At 72.6% G+C, this 17,848-nt stretch carries 11 protein-coding genes; 7 read left to right on the top strand and 4 right to left on the bottom strand.

Going from position 1 to position 17,848, the window contains the following annotated elements; genetic code table 11:
* Positions 1-125: 125 nt before the first annotated feature.
* From AB0C01_RS12455 to AB0C01_RS12445, 3 genes are all read left to right on the top strand, one after another.
* On the top strand, positions 126-1,832 hold the full coding sequence (locus AB0C01_RS12455) for an ABC transporter ATP-binding protein (protein ID WP_357571105.1): 1,707 nt from the start codon (positions 126-128) through the stop codon (positions 1,830-1,832).
* Positions 1,829-3,658 carry an ABC transporter ATP-binding protein gene (locus AB0C01_RS12450; protein ID WP_357571104.1) on the top strand — a complete coding sequence of 610 codons (1,830 nt, stop codon included), beginning with the start codon at positions 1,829-1,831 and terminating at the stop codon, positions 3,656-3,658. The genes AB0C01_RS12455 and AB0C01_RS12450 overlap by 4 nt, the downstream gene beginning before the upstream one ends.
* A 191-nt stretch (positions 3,659-3,849) precedes the next feature.
* Positions 3,850-4,428, top strand: a complete 579-nt coding sequence (locus tag AB0C01_RS12445; protein ID WP_357571102.1) for a sigma-70 family RNA polymerase sigma factor — start codon at positions 3,850-3,852, stop codon at positions 4,426-4,428.
* 28 nt (positions 4,429-4,456) lie between these two features.
* Here the strand turns inward: AB0C01_RS12445 and AB0C01_RS12440 are convergent, their stop codons facing one another.
* Entirely contained in the window at positions 4,457-5,308 is an 852-nt protein-coding gene (locus tag AB0C01_RS12440; protein WP_357571101.1) for a hypothetical protein, read from the bottom strand.
* Entirely contained in the window at positions 5,305-5,820 is a 516-nt protein-coding gene (locus tag AB0C01_RS12435; RefSeq protein ID WP_357250206.1) for a SigE family RNA polymerase sigma factor, read from the bottom strand. The genes AB0C01_RS12440 and AB0C01_RS12435 overlap by 4 nt, the downstream gene beginning before the upstream one ends.
* A 141-nt stretch (positions 5,821-5,961) precedes the next feature.
* On the opposite strand from AB0C01_RS12435, the gene AB0C01_RS12430 reads away from it, so the two are divergent.
* Positions 5,962-6,570 (top strand): hypothetical protein, encoded by a 609-nt coding sequence (locus tag AB0C01_RS12430; protein WP_357571099.1) that lies wholly within the window; start codon positions 5,962-5,964, stop codon positions 6,568-6,570.
* Between the two features lie 34 nt (positions 6,571-6,604).
* On the opposite strand, the gene AB0C01_RS12425 is transcribed toward AB0C01_RS12430, so the two are convergent.
* Positions 6,605-12,067: a carboxyl transferase domain-containing protein gene (locus AB0C01_RS12425; RefSeq protein ID WP_357571098.1), complete on the bottom strand. Its 5,463-nt coding sequence runs from the start codon at positions 12,065-12,067 to the stop codon at positions 6,605-6,607.
* 329 nt (positions 12,068-12,396) lie between these two features.
* Here AB0C01_RS12425 and AB0C01_RS12420 point away from each other — a divergent pair, with 329 nt between their 5' ends.
* The 3 genes from AB0C01_RS12420 to AB0C01_RS12410 all read left to right on the top strand — a co-directional run bounded on the left by AB0C01_RS12420 (position 12,397) and on the right by AB0C01_RS12410 (position 16,465).
* Positions 12,397-13,647 carry a phosphodiester glycosidase family protein gene (locus tag AB0C01_RS12420; protein WP_357571097.1) on the top strand — a complete coding sequence of 417 codons (1,251 nt, stop codon included), beginning with the start codon at positions 12,397-12,399 and terminating at the stop codon, positions 13,645-13,647.
* Positions 13,648-13,798: 151 nt separating this feature from the next.
* Entirely contained in the window at positions 13,799-15,049 is a 1,251-nt protein-coding gene (locus AB0C01_RS12415; protein ID WP_357571096.1) for a DUF222 domain-containing protein, read from the top strand.
* 318 nt (positions 15,050-15,367) lie between these two features.
* Positions 15,368-16,465, top strand: a complete 1,098-nt coding sequence (locus tag AB0C01_RS12410) for a winged helix DNA-binding domain-containing protein (protein WP_357571095.1) — start codon at positions 15,368-15,370, stop codon at positions 16,463-16,465.
* Positions 16,466-16,502: 37 nt separating this feature from the next.
* On the opposite strand, the gene AB0C01_RS12405 is transcribed toward AB0C01_RS12410, so the two are convergent.
* Complete coding sequence (locus AB0C01_RS12405; protein ID WP_357571094.1) at positions 16,503-17,576, bottom strand: hypothetical protein; 1,074 nt, start codon at positions 17,574-17,576, stop codon at positions 16,503-16,505.
* Between the last annotated feature and the right edge of the window lie 272 nt (positions 17,577-17,848).

Here is a 17,848-nt window from a genome sequence, read left to right as displayed (position 1 = left end):
TGCGCACACCGGTTTCGAGGGCCATCCGGTAAGCCCACGTTGATGACGTGTTAGGTTAGCCTGCCCTAATCCGCCGTCCCGGAGTTGCCCATGACCGCACCGACCCGACAGCGGGACAGCCGCCGATGACAGCCGCCGAGATCACCGGTGGTGTGGTGCTCCGTCGCGCGCTCCGTCGACAGCGCAATCGGGTCGTTCTCGGCGTCGCGCTGCTGTGCACACACCAGGCCGCCGAGGCCCTCGTGCCGGTCGCCATCGGCGTCGTCATCGATCGTGCGGTCGCCACCGGGGACGGCGGCGCGCTACTGCTCTCGCTCGCCGGCCTGGCCGCCCTGTTCACCGTCCTCGCCTTCGCCTACCGCACCGGCGCTCGGCTGGCGTACGCCGCGGTCGAACACGAGGCGCACGCCACGCGCGTCGACATCGTCCGCAGCGCCCTCGACCCGCGCGGACACGGTTCCGGCATGCGGGACGGAGAGCTGCTCTCCGTCACGGCCTCCGACGCCGAGCTGAGCGCGCTTGTCGTCCGGGTCGCCGGGCTCACCGCCGCGGCGTTCACCGCCATCGTGGTCGCGGCCGTCGCGCTGCTCGTCGTCGACATCCCACTCGGGCTCGGGGTGCTCATCGGCGTACCCCTGCTGGTCGTCGCCCTGCAACGGATGGCGCCGCTGCTCACCCGGCGCAGCACCGCGCAGCAGGAAGCCCTCGCGGCCACGACCGCGCTCGCCGTCGACCTCGTCACCGGCCTGCGCGTGCTGCGCGGCATCGGCGCCCAGGACCATGCCGCACGCCGGTACGCGGGCGCCAGCCGCCACGCGCTCGACGTCACCCTGCGTGCCGCGACCACCAAGGGACTGCACCTCGGGCTCACCACCATGGTCAACGGTCTCTTCCTCGCGGCGGTCGCCGGTGTCGCGGGCTGGCTCGCGCTCCAGGGCCGGCTCACCATCGGCGAACTCGTCGCCGTCGTCGGGCTGGCCCAGTTCATCGCCGAACCGGTGCAGACGCTCGGGTACTGCGTGCAGTTGTTCGCCATGGCCCGGGCCTCCGCCGGTCGGGTCGCCCGGGTTCTCGGTGCCGCGCCGGCCACCCGCCCGGGTAGCGGCGGGCCGCCGGCCCCGAGCCCGTCGCGGCTGACCCTCGACGGGGTCCGCTACGCCGGCCTGCACGACGTCAGCCTGCACGTCCGCGCCGGTGAGGTTCTCGGCGTGCTCGCCTACGATCCGGGCGACGCCGAGGCGCTTGTCACGCTCCTGTCCGGCGGTGTGTCCCGCCCGGACTACCAGGGCTCGCTGTGCGTCGACGGTGTGCCCGCCGACGAACTGCACATCGACGCCGTACGCGCCGCCGTCCTGGTCGAGCAGCACGACGTGGCACTGTTCGAGGGGACCCTGCGCGCCAACCTCAGCGCCGGGGCACACGTCGACGACACGCTCCTGCGGTCGGCTGTGCGTGCCGCCGCCGCCGAGGACGTGCTCGCCGCGCACCCGCACGGGCTCGACCGCCTGCTCACCGAACGGGGGGCGAACCTGTCCGGCGGGCAGCGGCAACGGATCGGGCTGGCCAGGGCACTCGTCGCCGACCCGCCGGTGCTGGTGCTGCACAACCCCACCACGGCCGTTGACGCGGTGACCGAGGGGCTGCTCGCCGAGGGCCTGGCCGCGGCTCGCGGCGCGGCGGACCGCGGCACCGTGCTGATCACCACCAGTCCGGCGCTGCTGCGCGCCACGCACCGGGTCGCCGTGCTCGACCGGGGGCGGATCGTCGCCGAGGGTCCGCACGAGAGGCTGCTCGCCACCGACACCCGCTACCGCGAGGAGGTCCTGCGGTGACCGACGCGTCAATCGAAAGCCGGCAACTGCTGCCGACGGCCACCGCTCGGCAGACCTGGGTGGCCCTCCATAGCGAGGTGGGCCGCCTGCCGGGGCTCAGCGTCACCGCCGGCACGTTGCTGGTCGCCGCCGCCGCGACCGGGCTCGTCGCCCCCTGGGTGCTCGGTCGCCTCGTCGACGACGTCATCGCCGGATCCGACACACCGCGGATCGTCGCCTGGGCGGGTGTGATCGCGGGCGCGGCGGTGCTCGCGGGGCTCCTCACCGCGGTCGGAGCGGCGGTCGCCGCCCGACTCGGCGAGACCGTGCTGGCCCGGCTGCGGGAACGGGTGCTCGACCGTGCCCTGCACCTGCCGTCGGCCACCCTGGAACGGGCCGGGACCGGGGACCTGGTGGCACGTGCCGGCGACGACGTGGCCGTCGTGACGAACGTGATCGCCACCAGTGGTCCCGCCTTCCTCGGCGCGCTGCTGTCCGTCGTGCTGACCGCGTTGGGGCTCTTCGCCCTCGACTGGCGACTCGGCATCGCCGGGCTGGCCGCCGCCCCGGCGTACGCGGTGGCGCTGCGCTGGTACCTGAAGCGGTCGATCCCGTACTACGCCCGGGAACGGGTGGCGACGGGCGAGCGCGCACAGGCGACGGCCGAGGCGCTGCGCGGCGCGGCGACCGTGCGCGCCTACCGGATGGAGGACGACCACGTCGCACGGATCGCGGGCCGCTCCGCCGTGGCCCGTGACCTGTCGCTGGAGATCTTCGGACTGTTCACGCGGTTCGGGCTGCGCATCAACCGGTCGGAGTTCGTGGGGCTCGCCGCCGTGCTGCTCGCCGGGTTCCTCCTGGTCCGCGACGACCTCGTCACGGTGGGTGCCGCCACCACCGCAGCGCTCTACTTCCACCGCCTCTTCAACCCCATCGGGCTGCTGCTGTTCGAGTCGGACTCCGTCCTGCAGGCCGGGGCGAGCCTCGCCCGCCTCGTCGGCGTCACCACCCTGCCGGCCACCACGTCTCCCGAGCGTCCCGAGCGAGCCAGACCCGAGCCGGCCGCGCTGGAGGTGGTCGTCGAGCAGCACCGATACGACGACGGACCCGTCGTACTGCGCGACGTCACCCTGCGGCTGGCACCCGGTGAGCGCGTCGCCCTCGTCGGCGCGAGCGGGGCGGGTAAGAGCACGCTCGCCGGCATCGTCGCCGGCATCATCGCGCCGACCCACGGCGCGGTGCGCCTCCGCGGCGTGCCGCTGGCGGACCTCGGTGAGCACCGCCTCCGCCGCGAGATCGCGCTGATCAGCCAGGAGGTGCACGTCTTCGCGGGGCCGCTCGCCGACGACCTGCGCCTGGCCGATCCGGACGCCACCGACGCGGAGTTGACCGCCGCCCTCGACCGGGTCGGTGTCACCGACTGGCTGCGTACCCTGCCGGAGGGCCTCGCCACCTTGGTGGGGGAGGGCGGACGACGCCTCACCTCGGCCCAGGCCCAGCAGCTCGCGTTGGCCCGCCTCGTCCTCGCCGACCCCGCCGTCGCGATCCTCGACGAGGCCACCGCGGAGGCGGGCAGCGCGGGCGCACGCGACCTCGACCGCGCCGCCGTCGCGGCCACCGAGGGCCGGACCACGCTCATCGTCGCCCACCGACTCAGCCAGGCGGCCACCGCGGACCGCATCGTCGTCCTGGACCACGGCCGCATCGCCGAACAGGGTACGCATGCCGAGTTGCTTGAGGCCGGCGGCGGGTACAGCCGGCTCTGGCGTTCCTGGAGCATGCCGGACCTGGTGCCGCGCGGGCGGGAGAGCACCGAGCAGACCCGCGACCAGCCGGTCCGAGGCTGAGCGGCCGACGGGGGCGCGCGTCAGCCGGCCGTGGCCCCCGCCCGCCGCGGGGGCGACGGTGTCAGCCGAACGGGGAGTGCCGGGAACTTTCCGGGACCGGCCGCCGACCACCAGAGTGCGCGGCTCAGCGGCGCGATCCGACGACGGCTTTCGGTATGGAGGAGCGCCCGTGGCACCCAGGACGGTGGTCTGTGCGCAACGGCGGCGCTGACGACGATCAGGTGACCCGCTGGGCGCAGGAGGCGGGCCGCGGCGACCGGCAGGCCGCCACGGCGTTCGTCCGGGCACTGCAGGACCAGGTCTGGCGGTTCCTGTCGCACCTGGCGGGGCCGGGTGAGGCCGACGATCTGACCCAGGAGACGTTCCTGCGCGCATTTCGCAACCTGCCCGGCTTCGCCGGCCGCTCCTCGGCACGTACCTGGGTGTTCACGATCGCGCGGCGCGTCGCCGTGGATCACGTCCGGGCGGCGGTCGCCCGGCCACGATTGGCCTCGGTGCCGGACTGGCAGGCGGCAGCCGAGGCGGCCGGTGCGATCACGGCCGGCGCCGACGAGGGTGTCACCCTCCAACAGGTGATCTCCGGTCTGAGCCGGGAGCGGCGCGAGGCGTTCGTCGCCACCCAGATGCTCGGCCTGTCCTACGCGGAGGCCGCAGAAGTCTGCCAGTGCCCGGTCGGCACCATCCGCTCCCGCGTCGCCCGGGCCCGCGAGGACCTCGCCGCGGCCTGGCAGACCGACAGTGACCAGACCAGCGGGAAACGAACCGGCTGACCTGTTCGGCGTGGGTGGGCGCCGTCGCTCAACTCTGGGCGTAGCGGGTGCCCGTCCAGCGATAGGTGCGATCCACCGGCACCTCGGGCTCGGCGTACTTCTTGGTCGAGGAGATGACCAGCCGCCCGCCGGTGACCTCCACGTCGTCGACCACCTCGGCCACCGGCCCGACCCAACTGCCGACCAGTTGGCCGCTGCGCCCGGTGACGACCAGGACCTGACCGGAGGCGTCCTCGTCGCCGGCGCCGGCCAGACAGGACCCGTACACGACCGCCTCGTCGCGGCCGTCACCGTTCAGGTCGCCGAACGTCGCGCCGCCCTCGTCGTACGAGGACGAGATCCTGATGTGCGGAGCGTCGCCCGGCTGGCCGCCCCTGCCGTCGACGAAGCGGATCCTGCCGGTCAGGCACTCGTCGCCCGCCGACGCCGTCATGGTGATCGTGGCGTTCGCCCAGTCGACGCCGCGCACGCTCAGCGGCGTCGGAGCGCTGCCGGTCGCGCTCGGTGTGCCGGTCGGTGACGACGACCGCGACGGGGTCCGCCGGTCGGGTGGTGGTGTCGAGGGCGACGTCGTCGCCGGTGTGGGCGGTGGCGCCGGCGTGGGGGAGACGCTCACCGACGGCGTCGGGGTGGGCCCGATGATCGGTGGGTCCCGGTCCGGATCGGGACCCAGTCGGGTGATCGTCGCGATGCTCCCGGCGGCGACCGCCACCACCGCGGCGAAGGACAGCGCGACCTTCGTCCTGGTACGACGCCGGGCCCGGCGCACGATCACGTCGGCCGAGGGCGCGGCGAACGACAGGTGGCCGCTGTCGGCGTACGACCGCAGCATGAAACCGGCGACGGCGTCTCGACCGGGATCCGGCTCCGGGGGTGTCACGACGTGACCGCCTCTCCGCTCGACGTTTCGCTCAGATGCTCCGCCAGTTTCGCCCGGCCGCGGTGCAGCCACGACACCACCGTGCCCTGCGGTACGCCGAGGCTGGCGGCTATCTCGGCGGTCGGCAGGTCGGCGATGTAGTGCAGCACGATCACCCGGCGCTGCCGCTCGGGCAGCGTACGCAGGGCGGCGACAAGCGCCACGTGGTCCGGCTGGACCGCCGGTACGGGCGGCACGACGGGCTGGCGGCGTAACGCGCGGGCCGCGACGGTGAGCCGACGCAGCCGGTTGGTGGCGAGGTTCCAGGCCACCCGGCGCACCCACGCGACCGGATCGTCGTACGAGGAGATGTCGCGCCACTTCTGCCAGGCCCGCAGGAACGCCTCCTGGCTCACGTCCTCGGCCTCGGCCCGGTCGCCGAGATACGCGTGGATCTGCGCGCTGATCCGGCCGTAGCAGGTCTGGAAGAACCGGTCGAAGGCGGCACGGTCGTCCGGCTGGTCGCCTCGCACGGCACCTCCTGTGGTCGCGGGTCCTCCACCACAGACACACCCGGGGCCGGCCGCGGATTGCACCTGACCCGGGTGCAATCGGCGGGACCACAGCGGTGTGTCCCAGGTAGAGCATTCCCACCGACCACCCTGGAGGAACTCGTGTTGCGTACCGGCCTCATCACGACCGTCACCGCCCTCACGCTCGGCGTATCGGCGTGCGCGGCGCCGACGCAGGACGTCCCCAGCACGCCCGCCGCGAACCCGACGGTGCCACCGTCGTCGCCGTCGAGCCCGTCGGCGTCACCGTCCGCGGAGGAGGCGTCGCCGTCGGGCGACGGCGTCTTCTCGGGTACGCGCAAGGTCGCCATCGCGATGGAGTCGGGTCCACCGGCGTACCTCGTGGTCGGGGCGGACGGGAAGGTCGTCGGTAACGTGCGGCTGACCGAGCGCAGCGTCTTCGTCCCCGTCCCGGCCGGTGCCCGTCACCAGATCAGGACCGCCTTCGCCGACAACTCGTGCGTGGGGGTACGCCGCGACACGGGCGGGCCGCCGACCCTCGTGGTCGCCGTCTGCGCCCCGGAGGCGGAGGGGCAGCTCTTCCGCTTCGTTGAGACCGACCAACGGGACAGCGAGGGCCGCCGCACCTACCGGATCGAGAGCGCGTCCGGTCCCGTCACCTTCGACTCGCGCGACGGGCTGCACGTCCAGGACCCCGCCAACGATGCCCGCGTCACCGGATTCGCGGTGCTCGACCGGGGACCAGCCTGATCAGGCCGGTCCCCGGTCGGCGCCACCCGTGGCGTCAGCCCAGACGGGCCTTGATGGCCTCGATGATGCGCGGACGCAGTTCGGCGGCGCGGACGACCGCGTCCACCGAGCCGACCTCGACGGCGCGCTGGATGTTGTGCACCCGGTCGAACTCCGTGGCCACCTCGCCGAGCTTCTCCGCGCGCACCGACGAACGCAGCTCGTCGAGTTCCGCGGTCAGCGCGGCGCGTTCGGTGCCGGCCACGGCGGCGGCGCGCGCCTCCAGGTCCCGCACCCGGGGGTCGGCCGCCGTGCGGGCGTTGACGTCGGCGGCGAACACCACCGCGGCCGCGGGTGCGCCACCGAGCACCGACGCGAACGAACCCTCCAGGGCGAGCACCGTCATGTTCGGGTTCAGTGCCTTCGAGAACACCACGAACGCGCCGCCGTGGTAGCGCGAGATCACACAGAAGACGATCGGCCCCTGGAAGTTGACGATCGCCCGGCCGATCTCGGCGCCGTACTCCAGTTGCAGCTTGCGCATCGACTCCGGTGAGCCGTCGAAGCCGGACAGGTTCGCCAGCACCACGAGGGGTCGGTTGCCGCTGGCCGTGTTGATCGCCCGCGCCGCCTTCTTCGACGAGCGGGGGAACAGCGTGCCCGCGGTGTAGGTGTCCGGGCCGTCGGTGGGCGGGAAGCCGTGCCGAGGCACCGACCGGGACTCGATGCCGAGCAGGCACACCGGGATGCCACCGAGGTGGATGTCCTGTACGACGGCGGTGTCCGCGTCGGCCATGCCCGCCCACCGCTCCAGCGCCGGGTGGTCCTGGTCGGAGAGGGCGCGCATCACCGTACGGATGTCGAACGGCTTCTTGCGGTCCGGGTTGTGCTCGACGGAGAAGATCTCCCCGACGGTGCGGAAGGCACTGCCCGCCACGTCGTGGGGGAAGTCGGAGATGTCGCGGTCGGTCGGGTCGGTGGTGGCTGCCCGTCGGGGCGCGTCCTCACCGGGCGCGACGTACGTGTGGTCGTAGTGCGACATCACCACGTCCCGCGCGGCCGTCAGGTTCGGCGCCCAGTACTGCGCCTGCCCGTTCGGCCCCATCACCCGGTCGTAGCCGCCGATGCCGAAGTTGTCCTCGGCGGACACGCCACCGGAGAAGTCGAGCGACTGCTTGCCGGTGAGCACCATCGCCGAGTCGGGCGTCATCACCAGGATGCCCTTGGTGTGCATGAGCATCGTCGCCTCGGCGTTCCAGTACGGCTGGGCGCCGACGTTGATGCCCGCGACCACGATGTTGATCTCACCGCCGGCCTGGGTGAACTCGACGATCCGCTTCAGGGCCGCGGCCACCCAGTCCATGTTCTCCGTACCGGTGGTCATCGAGATGCGCGCCCCGGCGGACAGCGCCCACCACTCCAGGGGCACGTTCATCCGCTCCGCGAGGTCCAGTGCGGCGATCACGCGCCGGCACTCCGGCTCGGACAGGGCGCCCAGCGCCTTGGTCGGGTCGCCGAGCAGGACCACCCGGGTGACGCCCTGCGGGTGCCGCTCGGTCGGCGTGGTGACCACCCCGGCGACGATGGCGGCGCTGTTGCGCCCCTTCGGCCGGTCCACCGGCACCAACACGTGCTCGTCGTCGAGGTCGTGCTCGACGAAGTCACCGAGGCGACCGGTCAACTCGTACGGGTACACGGTGTTACGGCTGCTCGCCCGCAGCACCTTCAGCCGGTACTCGTCGAGCGGCTCGATCGGCTCGACCGGCGGCTCACCGACGGCCAGCTCCGCGCCGCCCGCGGCGTCGAACGAGATCCGTACGGCGATCTTGCTCAGCTCGCCGGTCCGGCGGTCCCGCTGCCGCGCGACGAACAGGATCTCCTCCAGGCCGGCGCCGACGGTCGTCGGGCGGACGCGCCCGGCGATCATCTCCATCTCCTCGCGGGTCAGCTCGCTCGGCGGCCAGACGTAGAGCACGATCCGGTTGGTGTTGAAGCGGGTCTTCGACGGTCGCAGCGACTGGGCGCGGCGGATCGAGTCGAGGCACGCCGCGATGGCGTCCTCGGCCGTCGGCAGCGCCACCAGGCGGCCGTCCTGCTCGCGAAGCTCGGTCAGGTCACGGACCTGCGCGAACGCGACCAGGCGTTCGTCCGCCCGGTTGTCCCGCGCCACGCACTGGAAGAGGTAGACCTCCTCGTCGGACGACGGCAGCCGGGTCAGGTCGAACTTGTGCAGCCGCTCCAGATGCATCCGCTGCGCGATGTAGGGGTGCAGGCCCCGGATCAACCGGTCCTCGGCCATCGCGTCGTCCGACGGGCGGAAGGTGAAGTGGTGGTGCATGACCGCCCCGCCGCGACCCGCGACGGTGGTGGTCACCCGACGGACCTGCGGCGGCAGCGGGTGCGCGGCGACGGCCTCGGCCAGCGCGGCCGCCATCGCGTCGAAGTCCTCCGGCTGGTTCTCCCAGCCGAGGTAGATGTCGGCGTCGACGGAGTCCTCGTCGCTGGCCAGCTCGGCCAGGCCGCGCAGCGCGCCGCCCAGCGCGTCGAAGCGCACCGCGGCGGAGACGACGCTCGAATCGGCGCGCTCGGCCACCACGAACGTGCAGCCCGCGGCCTCCTGGGTACGCACACTGGTGAGAGCCCGGTTGCCGTAGTACCGCCGGGTCAGCACCTCCAGCATGACCGCGTTGTCGAGGTGGTCGCGGACGAGCCGCTGGCCGAGCAGCCGGACCAGTGGTTCGGTGCTGCGGACCATCTCGGCGATGCGCTCGGCGCGGTCCGGCGCGTCCGGGTGGGCGTCCAGGTGCCGCAGGTGCCCCCGGACCCCGGCGTAGACGCGGGCGCGGTTGCGACGCAGCAACGGCTGGGCGAACCAGGCGAACACCACGCCCCGGGCGAGGTCGGCGATCACGGGGAAGCGGACCTGCGTGGCGGCGATCAGCCGTTCCAGCGCGAGGCCGACGGGCTCGCGAAGCGCCTCGTTCGGCGGGGTTTCCTCCAGCCACGCGCGAAGCAGCGTCGCGACGACCGTGGCGTCGGCGGACGCCCGCTGCTGGGCGAGGAAGATCCGGAAGACGGCGGCCTCGAGTGCGGGGGAGCGCTCCAGATCGGTGACACCGTAGTGGCCGAGCGCCTTGGCGAGCTTGGTCTGGAAGGCGTCCGGCAGCCCGGCCCGCTCGACGTCGAGGCTCTGCAGGTAGGTGTGGAAGTACTCCCGGGCGCTGTGCACGTGCGCGGCGCCGCCGTCCTCGCCCGTCGGCCGGTTACGGCTCAACTCGGCGAGGTCGGCGAACACCTCGATGAGATCGAGTTCCGCGGCCAGCGGCCGCGTACCGGCCTCGGCGGCGGCCCGGCGGGCCGTGAGGTAGTCGTCGAGCACCCGACGGTCGTCGTGCGGGTCGACGTCGTAGCCGAGGAGCAGGCCGCGCAGGTCCTCCTGACCGCGCCTGCTGTGCGTGGACGCCGGAACGTCCTCGGCGGCGGTGGGCAGGTCCAGCTCGACGGCCTCGCCGGTCGGGTCGGCCGTGGTGTCGTCGGCCTCGTCCGCGAGCGGCTCCAGGCGCAGCAGGGGCGCACCCGCCTCCACCTGGTTGCCCACCGAGACGGCGCACTCCTTCAACCGCGCCTTGAACGGCGCCCGCAGCACCGTCTCCATCTTCATGGCTTCCAGCACCAGTACCGGTGCGCCCGCCTCGACCTCGGCGCCGACCTCCAGCGGCGTGGCGACGACGAGCGCCGGCATCGGGGAGCGCAGGACGCCGCCCTCGTCACGGCTGACCCGGTGCGTCACACCGTCCACCTCGACCAGGTGGGTCGGCCCGTGGGTGCCGGTGAGCAGGCGGTACCGGATGCCGTTGACGACGATCTGACCGGTGTGCCGGTCGAAGCGGTCCAGCTCGACGTCGGCGGTGCGCACGGCGGTGCCCGCCTCGATGCCGACCCGGAACCGGTGCGCACCGATCCGCGCGACGCGCGTGCGGTAGCTGACGCCACGCAGTTTGAGGTCCAACGGCCGGCCGCTGGCGTGCTGCACCTGCGGCCGTCCACCGGACGCCGTCGACAGCAGACGCTGCCGTTCTACGCGCTCCTCCTCCTCGTACGACTCGATGGCGGCTGCCGCCAGCGCGACCGCGGAGTGGCGGTGCGTGACCAGCCGGCCCTCACCGCGGACGCGGTCGATCCAGCCGGTGTCCGCGCTGGCGTCGATCACCTCGGGCTGGTCGAGCAGGTCGAGCACGAAGCTCTTGTTCGTCGCGCCGCCCTCGATGATCACCGTGGTTTTCGCCATCGCCCGACGCAGCTTGCCGAGCGCCTCGTCGCGGTCGCGGCCGTACGCGATGATCTTCGCGATCATCGAGTCGAAGTCGGCCGGGATGGTGTCGCCCTCGCTGACGCCGGTGTCCACCCGGATGCCCGGGCCGCTGGGCAGGTCCAGCCGCGCGATGCGGCCGGGCGACGGCGCGAAGTCACGGTCGGGATCCTCGGCGTTCAGCCGCGCCTCGATGGCGTGCCCGCGCTCGGCCGGCGGCGTGCCGTCGAGGCGCCCACCGGAGGCGACGTGCAGTTGCGCCTTGACCAGGTCGAACCCGGTGGTCAACTCGGTGATCGGGTGCTCGACCTGGAGGCGGGTGTTGACCTCGAGGAACGCGAACAGTCGATCGCCGGGGTGGTACAGGAACTCGACGGTCGCCGCGCCCCGGTAACCGACCGCGATGGCCAGTCGCTCGGCCGACGACTTGAGCTCGGCCGCCTGTGCCGCGTCGAGCACGGGCGAGGCCGACTCCTCGATGACCTTCTGGTTGCGTCGCTGCACCGAGCAGTCGCGGACACCGAGCGCCCATGCCGTGCCCTGCCCATCGGCGATCACTTGGACCTCGACGTGCCGGGCTCCGGTGACCAGGCGCTCCAGGAACACGATGCCGCTGCCGAACGCCCGCGCCGCTTCCTGGCTGGTGCGCTCGTACGCGTCGTCGAGTTCGGCCTCGTTGCGGATCACGCGGATGCCGCGTCCACCGCCGCCCGCGGTCGCCTTCAGCATCAGCGGGTAGCCGACCTGGGCCGCCGAGGCGCGTGCGGCGTCCAGGGTCTCGACGGCTCCACGGCTCCACGGCGCGACCGGCACACCGACCTTCTCCGCGATCAGCTTCGAGCCGATCTTGTCGCCGAGTTGGCGCATCGCGTCCGCGCTCGGCCCGACGAACGTGACGCCGATCTTCTCGCACAGCTCCGCGAAGGCCGGATCCTCGGCGACGAAACCCCAGCCGACCCAGGCGGCGTCGGCCCCGGTCTCGATCAGCGCGCGTTCGAGCACCGCCAGGTCGAGGTATGGGCGGGCGGATGCCGGACCGAGATCGTAGGCGATGTCCGCTTCGCGGACGAAGGTGGCGGTACGGTCGACGTCGGTGTAAAGAGCAACGGTTTCGAGCCGTCTGCCGGTTTCCGCAGCCAGCTCGTGGACCGCGTGGATGAGCCGCATGGCGGCTTCACCTCGGTTGACGATGGCGACACGGTTGAACACCCGACTGACCCCTTAGCTAGACCTCGAACCGGGTGCCGCGAGACGACGGCTCCCAGTAGTGATCACCCTTCCGGCTGGCGGCGGCCAGCGCTATGGCGCAACCACCGAACCCACCGTCGCTCAGTTGTAGGAAGTGCACAAAAGTTTTTGGCGCCCCGGGCCGGCGCCCGCAGTTGATCAAGGCGGTGTGCTGGGTTCACGTCGCCCGCCTCCGCTGTTCACCCTCGCCTGATCGGCTGGTCGAGACGATCATCGCCGGTCCGGTCAAGCGCCGGTCCGGCTCGACCATCCCGGCGTAGGCCAGGAAAACGCACCAAGAGAGGAGCGCAGTGCGGCCCTTCAACCTCGTGCGCCCGAGTCTGGCCCTGCTGCTCGCCGCAGGGCTGAGCGCGCTCGTGACGCCCGCCGGCGCGGCCCCCGCCTCGGCGGCAACCGTATCCGGCACGCCGATCACCGTCACCTCGACCGAGCAACTCGCCCCGGGCGTCACGTACGAGTCGTTCCAGGTCACCACGCCCCGGGGCGTCACCGTCGGCTACCTGCTCACGGCCGACCTGAAGAAGAACAAGGTCTCCCTGGACCTGCTGCACCCCGACGCGGTCGCGCAACGCAAGGTCATCTCATCGATGGCCAACGACCAGGGCGCCATCGCCGGCGTGAACGGCGACTTCTTCAACAACAGCGAGACCCACGCCGGCGTCACGCCCACCTACTCGTCGTCCGGTCCGGAGATCGCCGACGGCGAGGGGTTGAAGTTCGCGGTCCCGACCGCGCAGCGCTTCGGTCCCGGTCTCGCCCCCGGCACCTCGACCCGGGACGTGTTCGGCGTGGGCGTCAACGGCAAGGCGCGCGTCGACACCCTGAGCCTGAACGGCGAGGTGCGTAGCACCAAGGGCACGATCGCCCTCAGCGGGCTCAACCAGTACGCGCTGCCGGTCGGCGGGGTCGGCCTGTTCACCTCCGAGTGGCGTGCCGCCTCCCGAATCCGGTCGACCTGTGGCACCGACACCAGCCGCAGCGACCCGTGCAGCGCCCACACCTACGAGGTGACCGTACGTCGTGGCGTGGTGACCGCCGTGGGCTCGACGCCCGGCGCGGGCGCGATCCCGGCCGACACCCAGGTGCTGGTCGGCCGCGAGGGTGGCGCGGACACGCTCGACGACCTCGCCGTCGGCGACCACGTGCAGGTGCGGGAGAAGCTCGACTCCACCGGCGAACCGAAGCTGACGTTCGCGGTCGGCGGCGCGCCGATCCTGCGCGACGGTGCGCCGCTGGCCGGCCTGGACACCAAGACCGCCGCGGTCCGCAGCTCGGCCGGTGTCAGCCCGGACGGCCGGACGGTCTACCTCGTCGTCCTGGCCGGGCGTGCCCCGGCCAGCGCCGGCTTCACGATCGCCGAGCTCGCCGATCTGATGCGCTCGCTCGGCGCCCACGACGCGGTGAACCTGGACGGCGGCGGTTCGAGCACGATCGCCGTCCGCGAGCCGGGCCAGGCCGCGGCCACCGCCCGCAACAGCCCGTCCGACGGTACGGAGCGTCTGGTCGCCAACGGCATCGGGATCTTCGTGGGCAAGCACTAATCGTTGCCCCTCGAGTTCGCCCGCCCGATGCTCGATTCGCCACGGCCTGGCGTGCGGGCGGTCAGCCCGCGAACCTGACAGCGCCAGCGGAGCCCCCGATCAATCGATCTTGATAAGTGAAGCTGTCGTACGGGTGTTCTAGTGTTTGGTCATGGTCGAGGAGTTGGCGCAGGCGGACGACGTGGTCGCCGCCTGCGTCGACGACGCCACCTGGCCCCTCACCGACGGTGAGCTGGTCGCGGCGCTCGACGCCGCGCACCGCCTGGAGCGACGCCTCGCCGCCGTCACGCTCGCCCTGGTCCGTGAGATCGACGGTCGCGGCACCGCCCACGCGCGGGGCGCTTCCAGCACCGCGGTGTGGCTGCGCGAGCGACTTCACCTCACCGTCCCCGCCGCCCGCCGCCTCGTCGACCTCGCCGCCGCCCTGGACACCGCCAACCCCGGGATACGCGCCGCGCTGGCCCACGGGGACATCACCGTCGAACAGGCCCGGGTCATCGCCGACACCGTCGCCACCGTGCACACCGCGGCCGGTGCGCAGGCAGCCGACAAGGCCGTCGGCGTTCTGGTCGACTGGGCTGGCCAGTTCGACCCCACCCTGCTGCGCACACTCGGCACCCGCATCCTCGAGCACGTCGCCCCCGACATCGCCGACGCCGCTGCCCGAGCCGCCCTCGAAGCCGACGCCTGCCGCGCCGCCCGCGACCGCCACCTCACCCTCTCCACACTGACCGACGGCCGCCTGCGCCTCACCGGCGTCCTCGACAGCGAAACCGCCGGCCTGCTTCGCGCCGCGATCGACCCACTGACCGCACCGTCTGGCCCCGACGACCACCGCGCCCCCGGGCAACGCCGCCACGACGCCCTCGCCGAACTCTGCCGCCTCACCCTGCGCACCAGCGACCTACCCGAGCACGGCGGCGACCCCGCGCAACTCGTCGTCACCACCAGCTTCGACGCCCTCGCGGGGCACCTCGGTGCCGGCACCCTCGACACCGGCCTCCAGCTCACGCCCGAGACGATCCGCCGGCTCGCCTGCGACGCGGCGATCCTCCCGGCCGTCCTCGACAGCACCGGTCAACCGCTCGACCTGGGCCGACAACGGCGACTCGTCACCGGCGCGCTGCGCCGCGCCCTCGTCCTGCGCGACCGCGGCTGCGCCTTCCCCGGCTGCGACCGCCCACCCCGGTGGTGCGACGCCCACCACATCCACCACTGGGCCGACGGCGGCGCCACCAACCTCACCAACGCCGTCCTGCTCTGCGGCCACCACCACCGACACCTGCACCACAGCAACTGGGCCGTGCAACTCGGCGGCGACGGTCACCCCGAATTCATTCCACCCGCCTGGCTCGACCCCAACCAGATCCCCCGCCGCAACCACTACCACCGACGCGAGTGAACACCGGCACCCACACATATGCCGAAACGGAATCCGCCGCGTTGGAAGCCAGATCCGCCTACTTCCCCGGGCAACGATCTAGTCCTACATCGCCAGATCACGCCGTGCCGTCCCGAGGCCCCGGCCAGCCCTTCCGCGCCCAGACACCGGTCCGCCCCGACCGTGACCAGGCCTGGCCCCCCACCGTGACGAGGCCTGGCCCGCTTCCCACCGGTACCGCCGGACGGGGCGCATTCGCGTCCTGCCCGGAGCGGGTGATCCGCCCTCGCCCGAAACTGTCACCCTCGGTCGGACAATGAGGTCGACCGAAGGGATCCGATGACCGTTCTCGACACCCGGGCGCTCAACCGCGCGACGCTCGCCCGGCAGTTGCTGCTCGACCGCAGCGACCTGCCGGCGCTCGACGCCGTCGCCCACCTCGGTGGCCTCCAGGCGCAGGAGCCGCAGGAGCCGTTCGTCGGGCTGTGGTCGCGGCTGCGCGCGTTCGACCCGACGGTTCTCTCCACCCTGCTGATCGAGCGACACGTGGTGCGTACCCACCTCATGCGTCGCACGGTCCACCTGGTCGTCGCCGACGACGCCGTGGCCTGGCGTCCCCGGCACGACGCCATGCTGCGCCAGCGCGTGCTCGGGGTCTACCGTGCCGAGCTCGACGGGGTGGACCTCGACGAACTCGCCGCTGCCGCGCGGGCGTTGGTGGCCGACGGCGAGCCCCGCTCGATGCCCGAGATCGGGCGTGCGCTCGGCGAGCGCTGGCCGACGGCGGGGATGCGGGCACTGGGTGAGATGGCGATCGCGCTGCTTCCGATGACACAACTGCCGCCGCGCGGGGTGTGGCGGTCGAAGGCGGGCGCGCGCCACGTCCTGCTCTCCGCGTGGCTCGGCCGGGAGATCGCGCCGCCGGCGGCGGAGGGCACCGATCCGGTCGGCCAACTGCTCGTACGCCGCTATCTGGCCGCGTTCGGCCCGGCGGCCACGGCCGACCTGCGGGCCTGGTGCGGCCTCGCCGGGCTGCCGGCGACGGTTGCCGCGATGCGGGACGAGCTGGTGACCTTCCGCGACGACCGTGGCCGCAAGCTGATCGACCTTCCCGACGCGCCGCGCCCCGACCCGGAGACAGCCGCCCCGGTACGGTTCCTGCCGGCGTTCGACAACGCGATCCTCGGCTACGACGACCGCAGCCGCATCATCGACGACGCCCACCGTGGCCTCTCGGTAGCCGGCGAACGTGTGGTGCTCGTCGACGGACGGGTCGCGGCGACCTGGACCGTCGATTCGGGCACGGTGACCGTCAGTCCACTACGCGGCCTTTCCCGAGCGGATCGGGTCGCGGTGACCGAGCAGGGACAGGCGCTGGCGTCCTTCCTCTCCGACGACGGGAGCGACCGGGTGCGGGTCGGTTCGTCTCCCCGGTGACGGGCCAGGACGGCCCGACCCCGGGGAGACGAGAAGATCAGTCGACGGTCGGTGGCACCGTCCTCGCCGCCTCGGCGAGGGCCGCCGCCGCGCCGGCGTACGGGTTGTAGCTGTAGGTGCGAGCCTGGCCAGCCGGCACCGTGAAGTACGCGGCCGACAGTTTCGCCGGGTCGCTGGCGATCTCGCCACGCGCGGGGGCGTCGTTGCCGTCGTCCCAGCCCCAGGGCGCGTTTGCCGAGTTGGTCGAACAGCTCCAGGTGCCGACGCCGCAGTCGCCGGACGTGTCACCGGCGAACGTGCCCAGGCTGGCGAACAGGCTCGCGTTGGACCGCTGCGCCCACAGGCCGCCGGCGGCGAAGATGTCGATCAGCCGATAGCGCACGTCGCGGTCGTTGCTGCTGCTCGGCGTCTCGGCGACGGTCGACGGGTAGTAGACCAGGCCGTCGCCGTTGATGTCGTACTGCGGGTGCGCCTTGAGTCCGTGGCCCTGCGCCTCCTGCGCCGTCACCGGGTGCTGGAACGTGTCGTGCGGCGACGCCTGGAACCGCAGGGTGCCGTCGATGCTCTCCCCGCCGTTGGTCCAGGTGCTGCCGGTCGGCGTGTAGGAGAAGAAGTCACTGTGCGCGACCGTGACGGCCGAGCGGAGAACGCCGTACGTGGAACCGTCGCGCTCGATCGCGAACAGCGCGCCCTCACCGTCGTTCTCGTGCTCGGTCTCGAAGAACGGATGGTCGGTCCAGTCGCGGGGGTGGAAGAAGAAGTACGTGATGTACCAGTGGGTGCTCGTCTCCACGACGGAGTAGTACACGTGCGCGGCATGTGCGGTGCCGGCCTGGCCAGCCCGGTCCCAGTTGTTGCGTCCGGCCAGGTCGCCGTCGAAGTCGACAGAGGTCAGGTAGTCCGACTGGCCACTCAGGGCGTGGCTGCCGGTGGCATCGACGTCCTGGTAGTGGATGGGCGCCCAGCGGAGGGCCAACTCGGCTCGGCTGACGGCGGCGACGGCGGGGGTCGGTGCGGCCAGCGCGGCAGCGGCCAGCGCTGCCGCAGCGCCGGCCGCGATCAGTGCCCGCACCACCCGGGGTCGCCGGGTTGTGCTGCTTGCGTCGAGCATGGTGTGCTCCCGTGTCCGAAGGAATAGACCGCAATGGATCATTCGGGGTTCGGGCACCCGGCGGGTGTCCCTACGGCGACGAGAAAGCGGACGATGCTCGACGAGATCGGGATCGGGTTGTATCGATGCTCGCCGACTGCCATGCTGGGGTTCGGTCGTGCTCGGGAGCCGGCGCGCACCGCATCTTCTCCGGCCCGCAGGGCGCACGAGGTGGCTGGGTCACCCGTGCCGGGCAGCCCTCGTCGGCGGTCGGACACCCGAGCGCGGCACCG

This window comes from Micromonospora sp. NPDC048905 (genome assembly GCF_040649655.1).
Taxonomy (GTDB): domain Bacteria; phylum Actinomycetota; class Actinomycetes; order Mycobacteriales; family Micromonosporaceae; genus Micromonospora.
The sequence above is the reverse complement of the archived record's forward strand: the minus strand, read 5'-3'. Positions and strand labels throughout refer to the sequence as shown.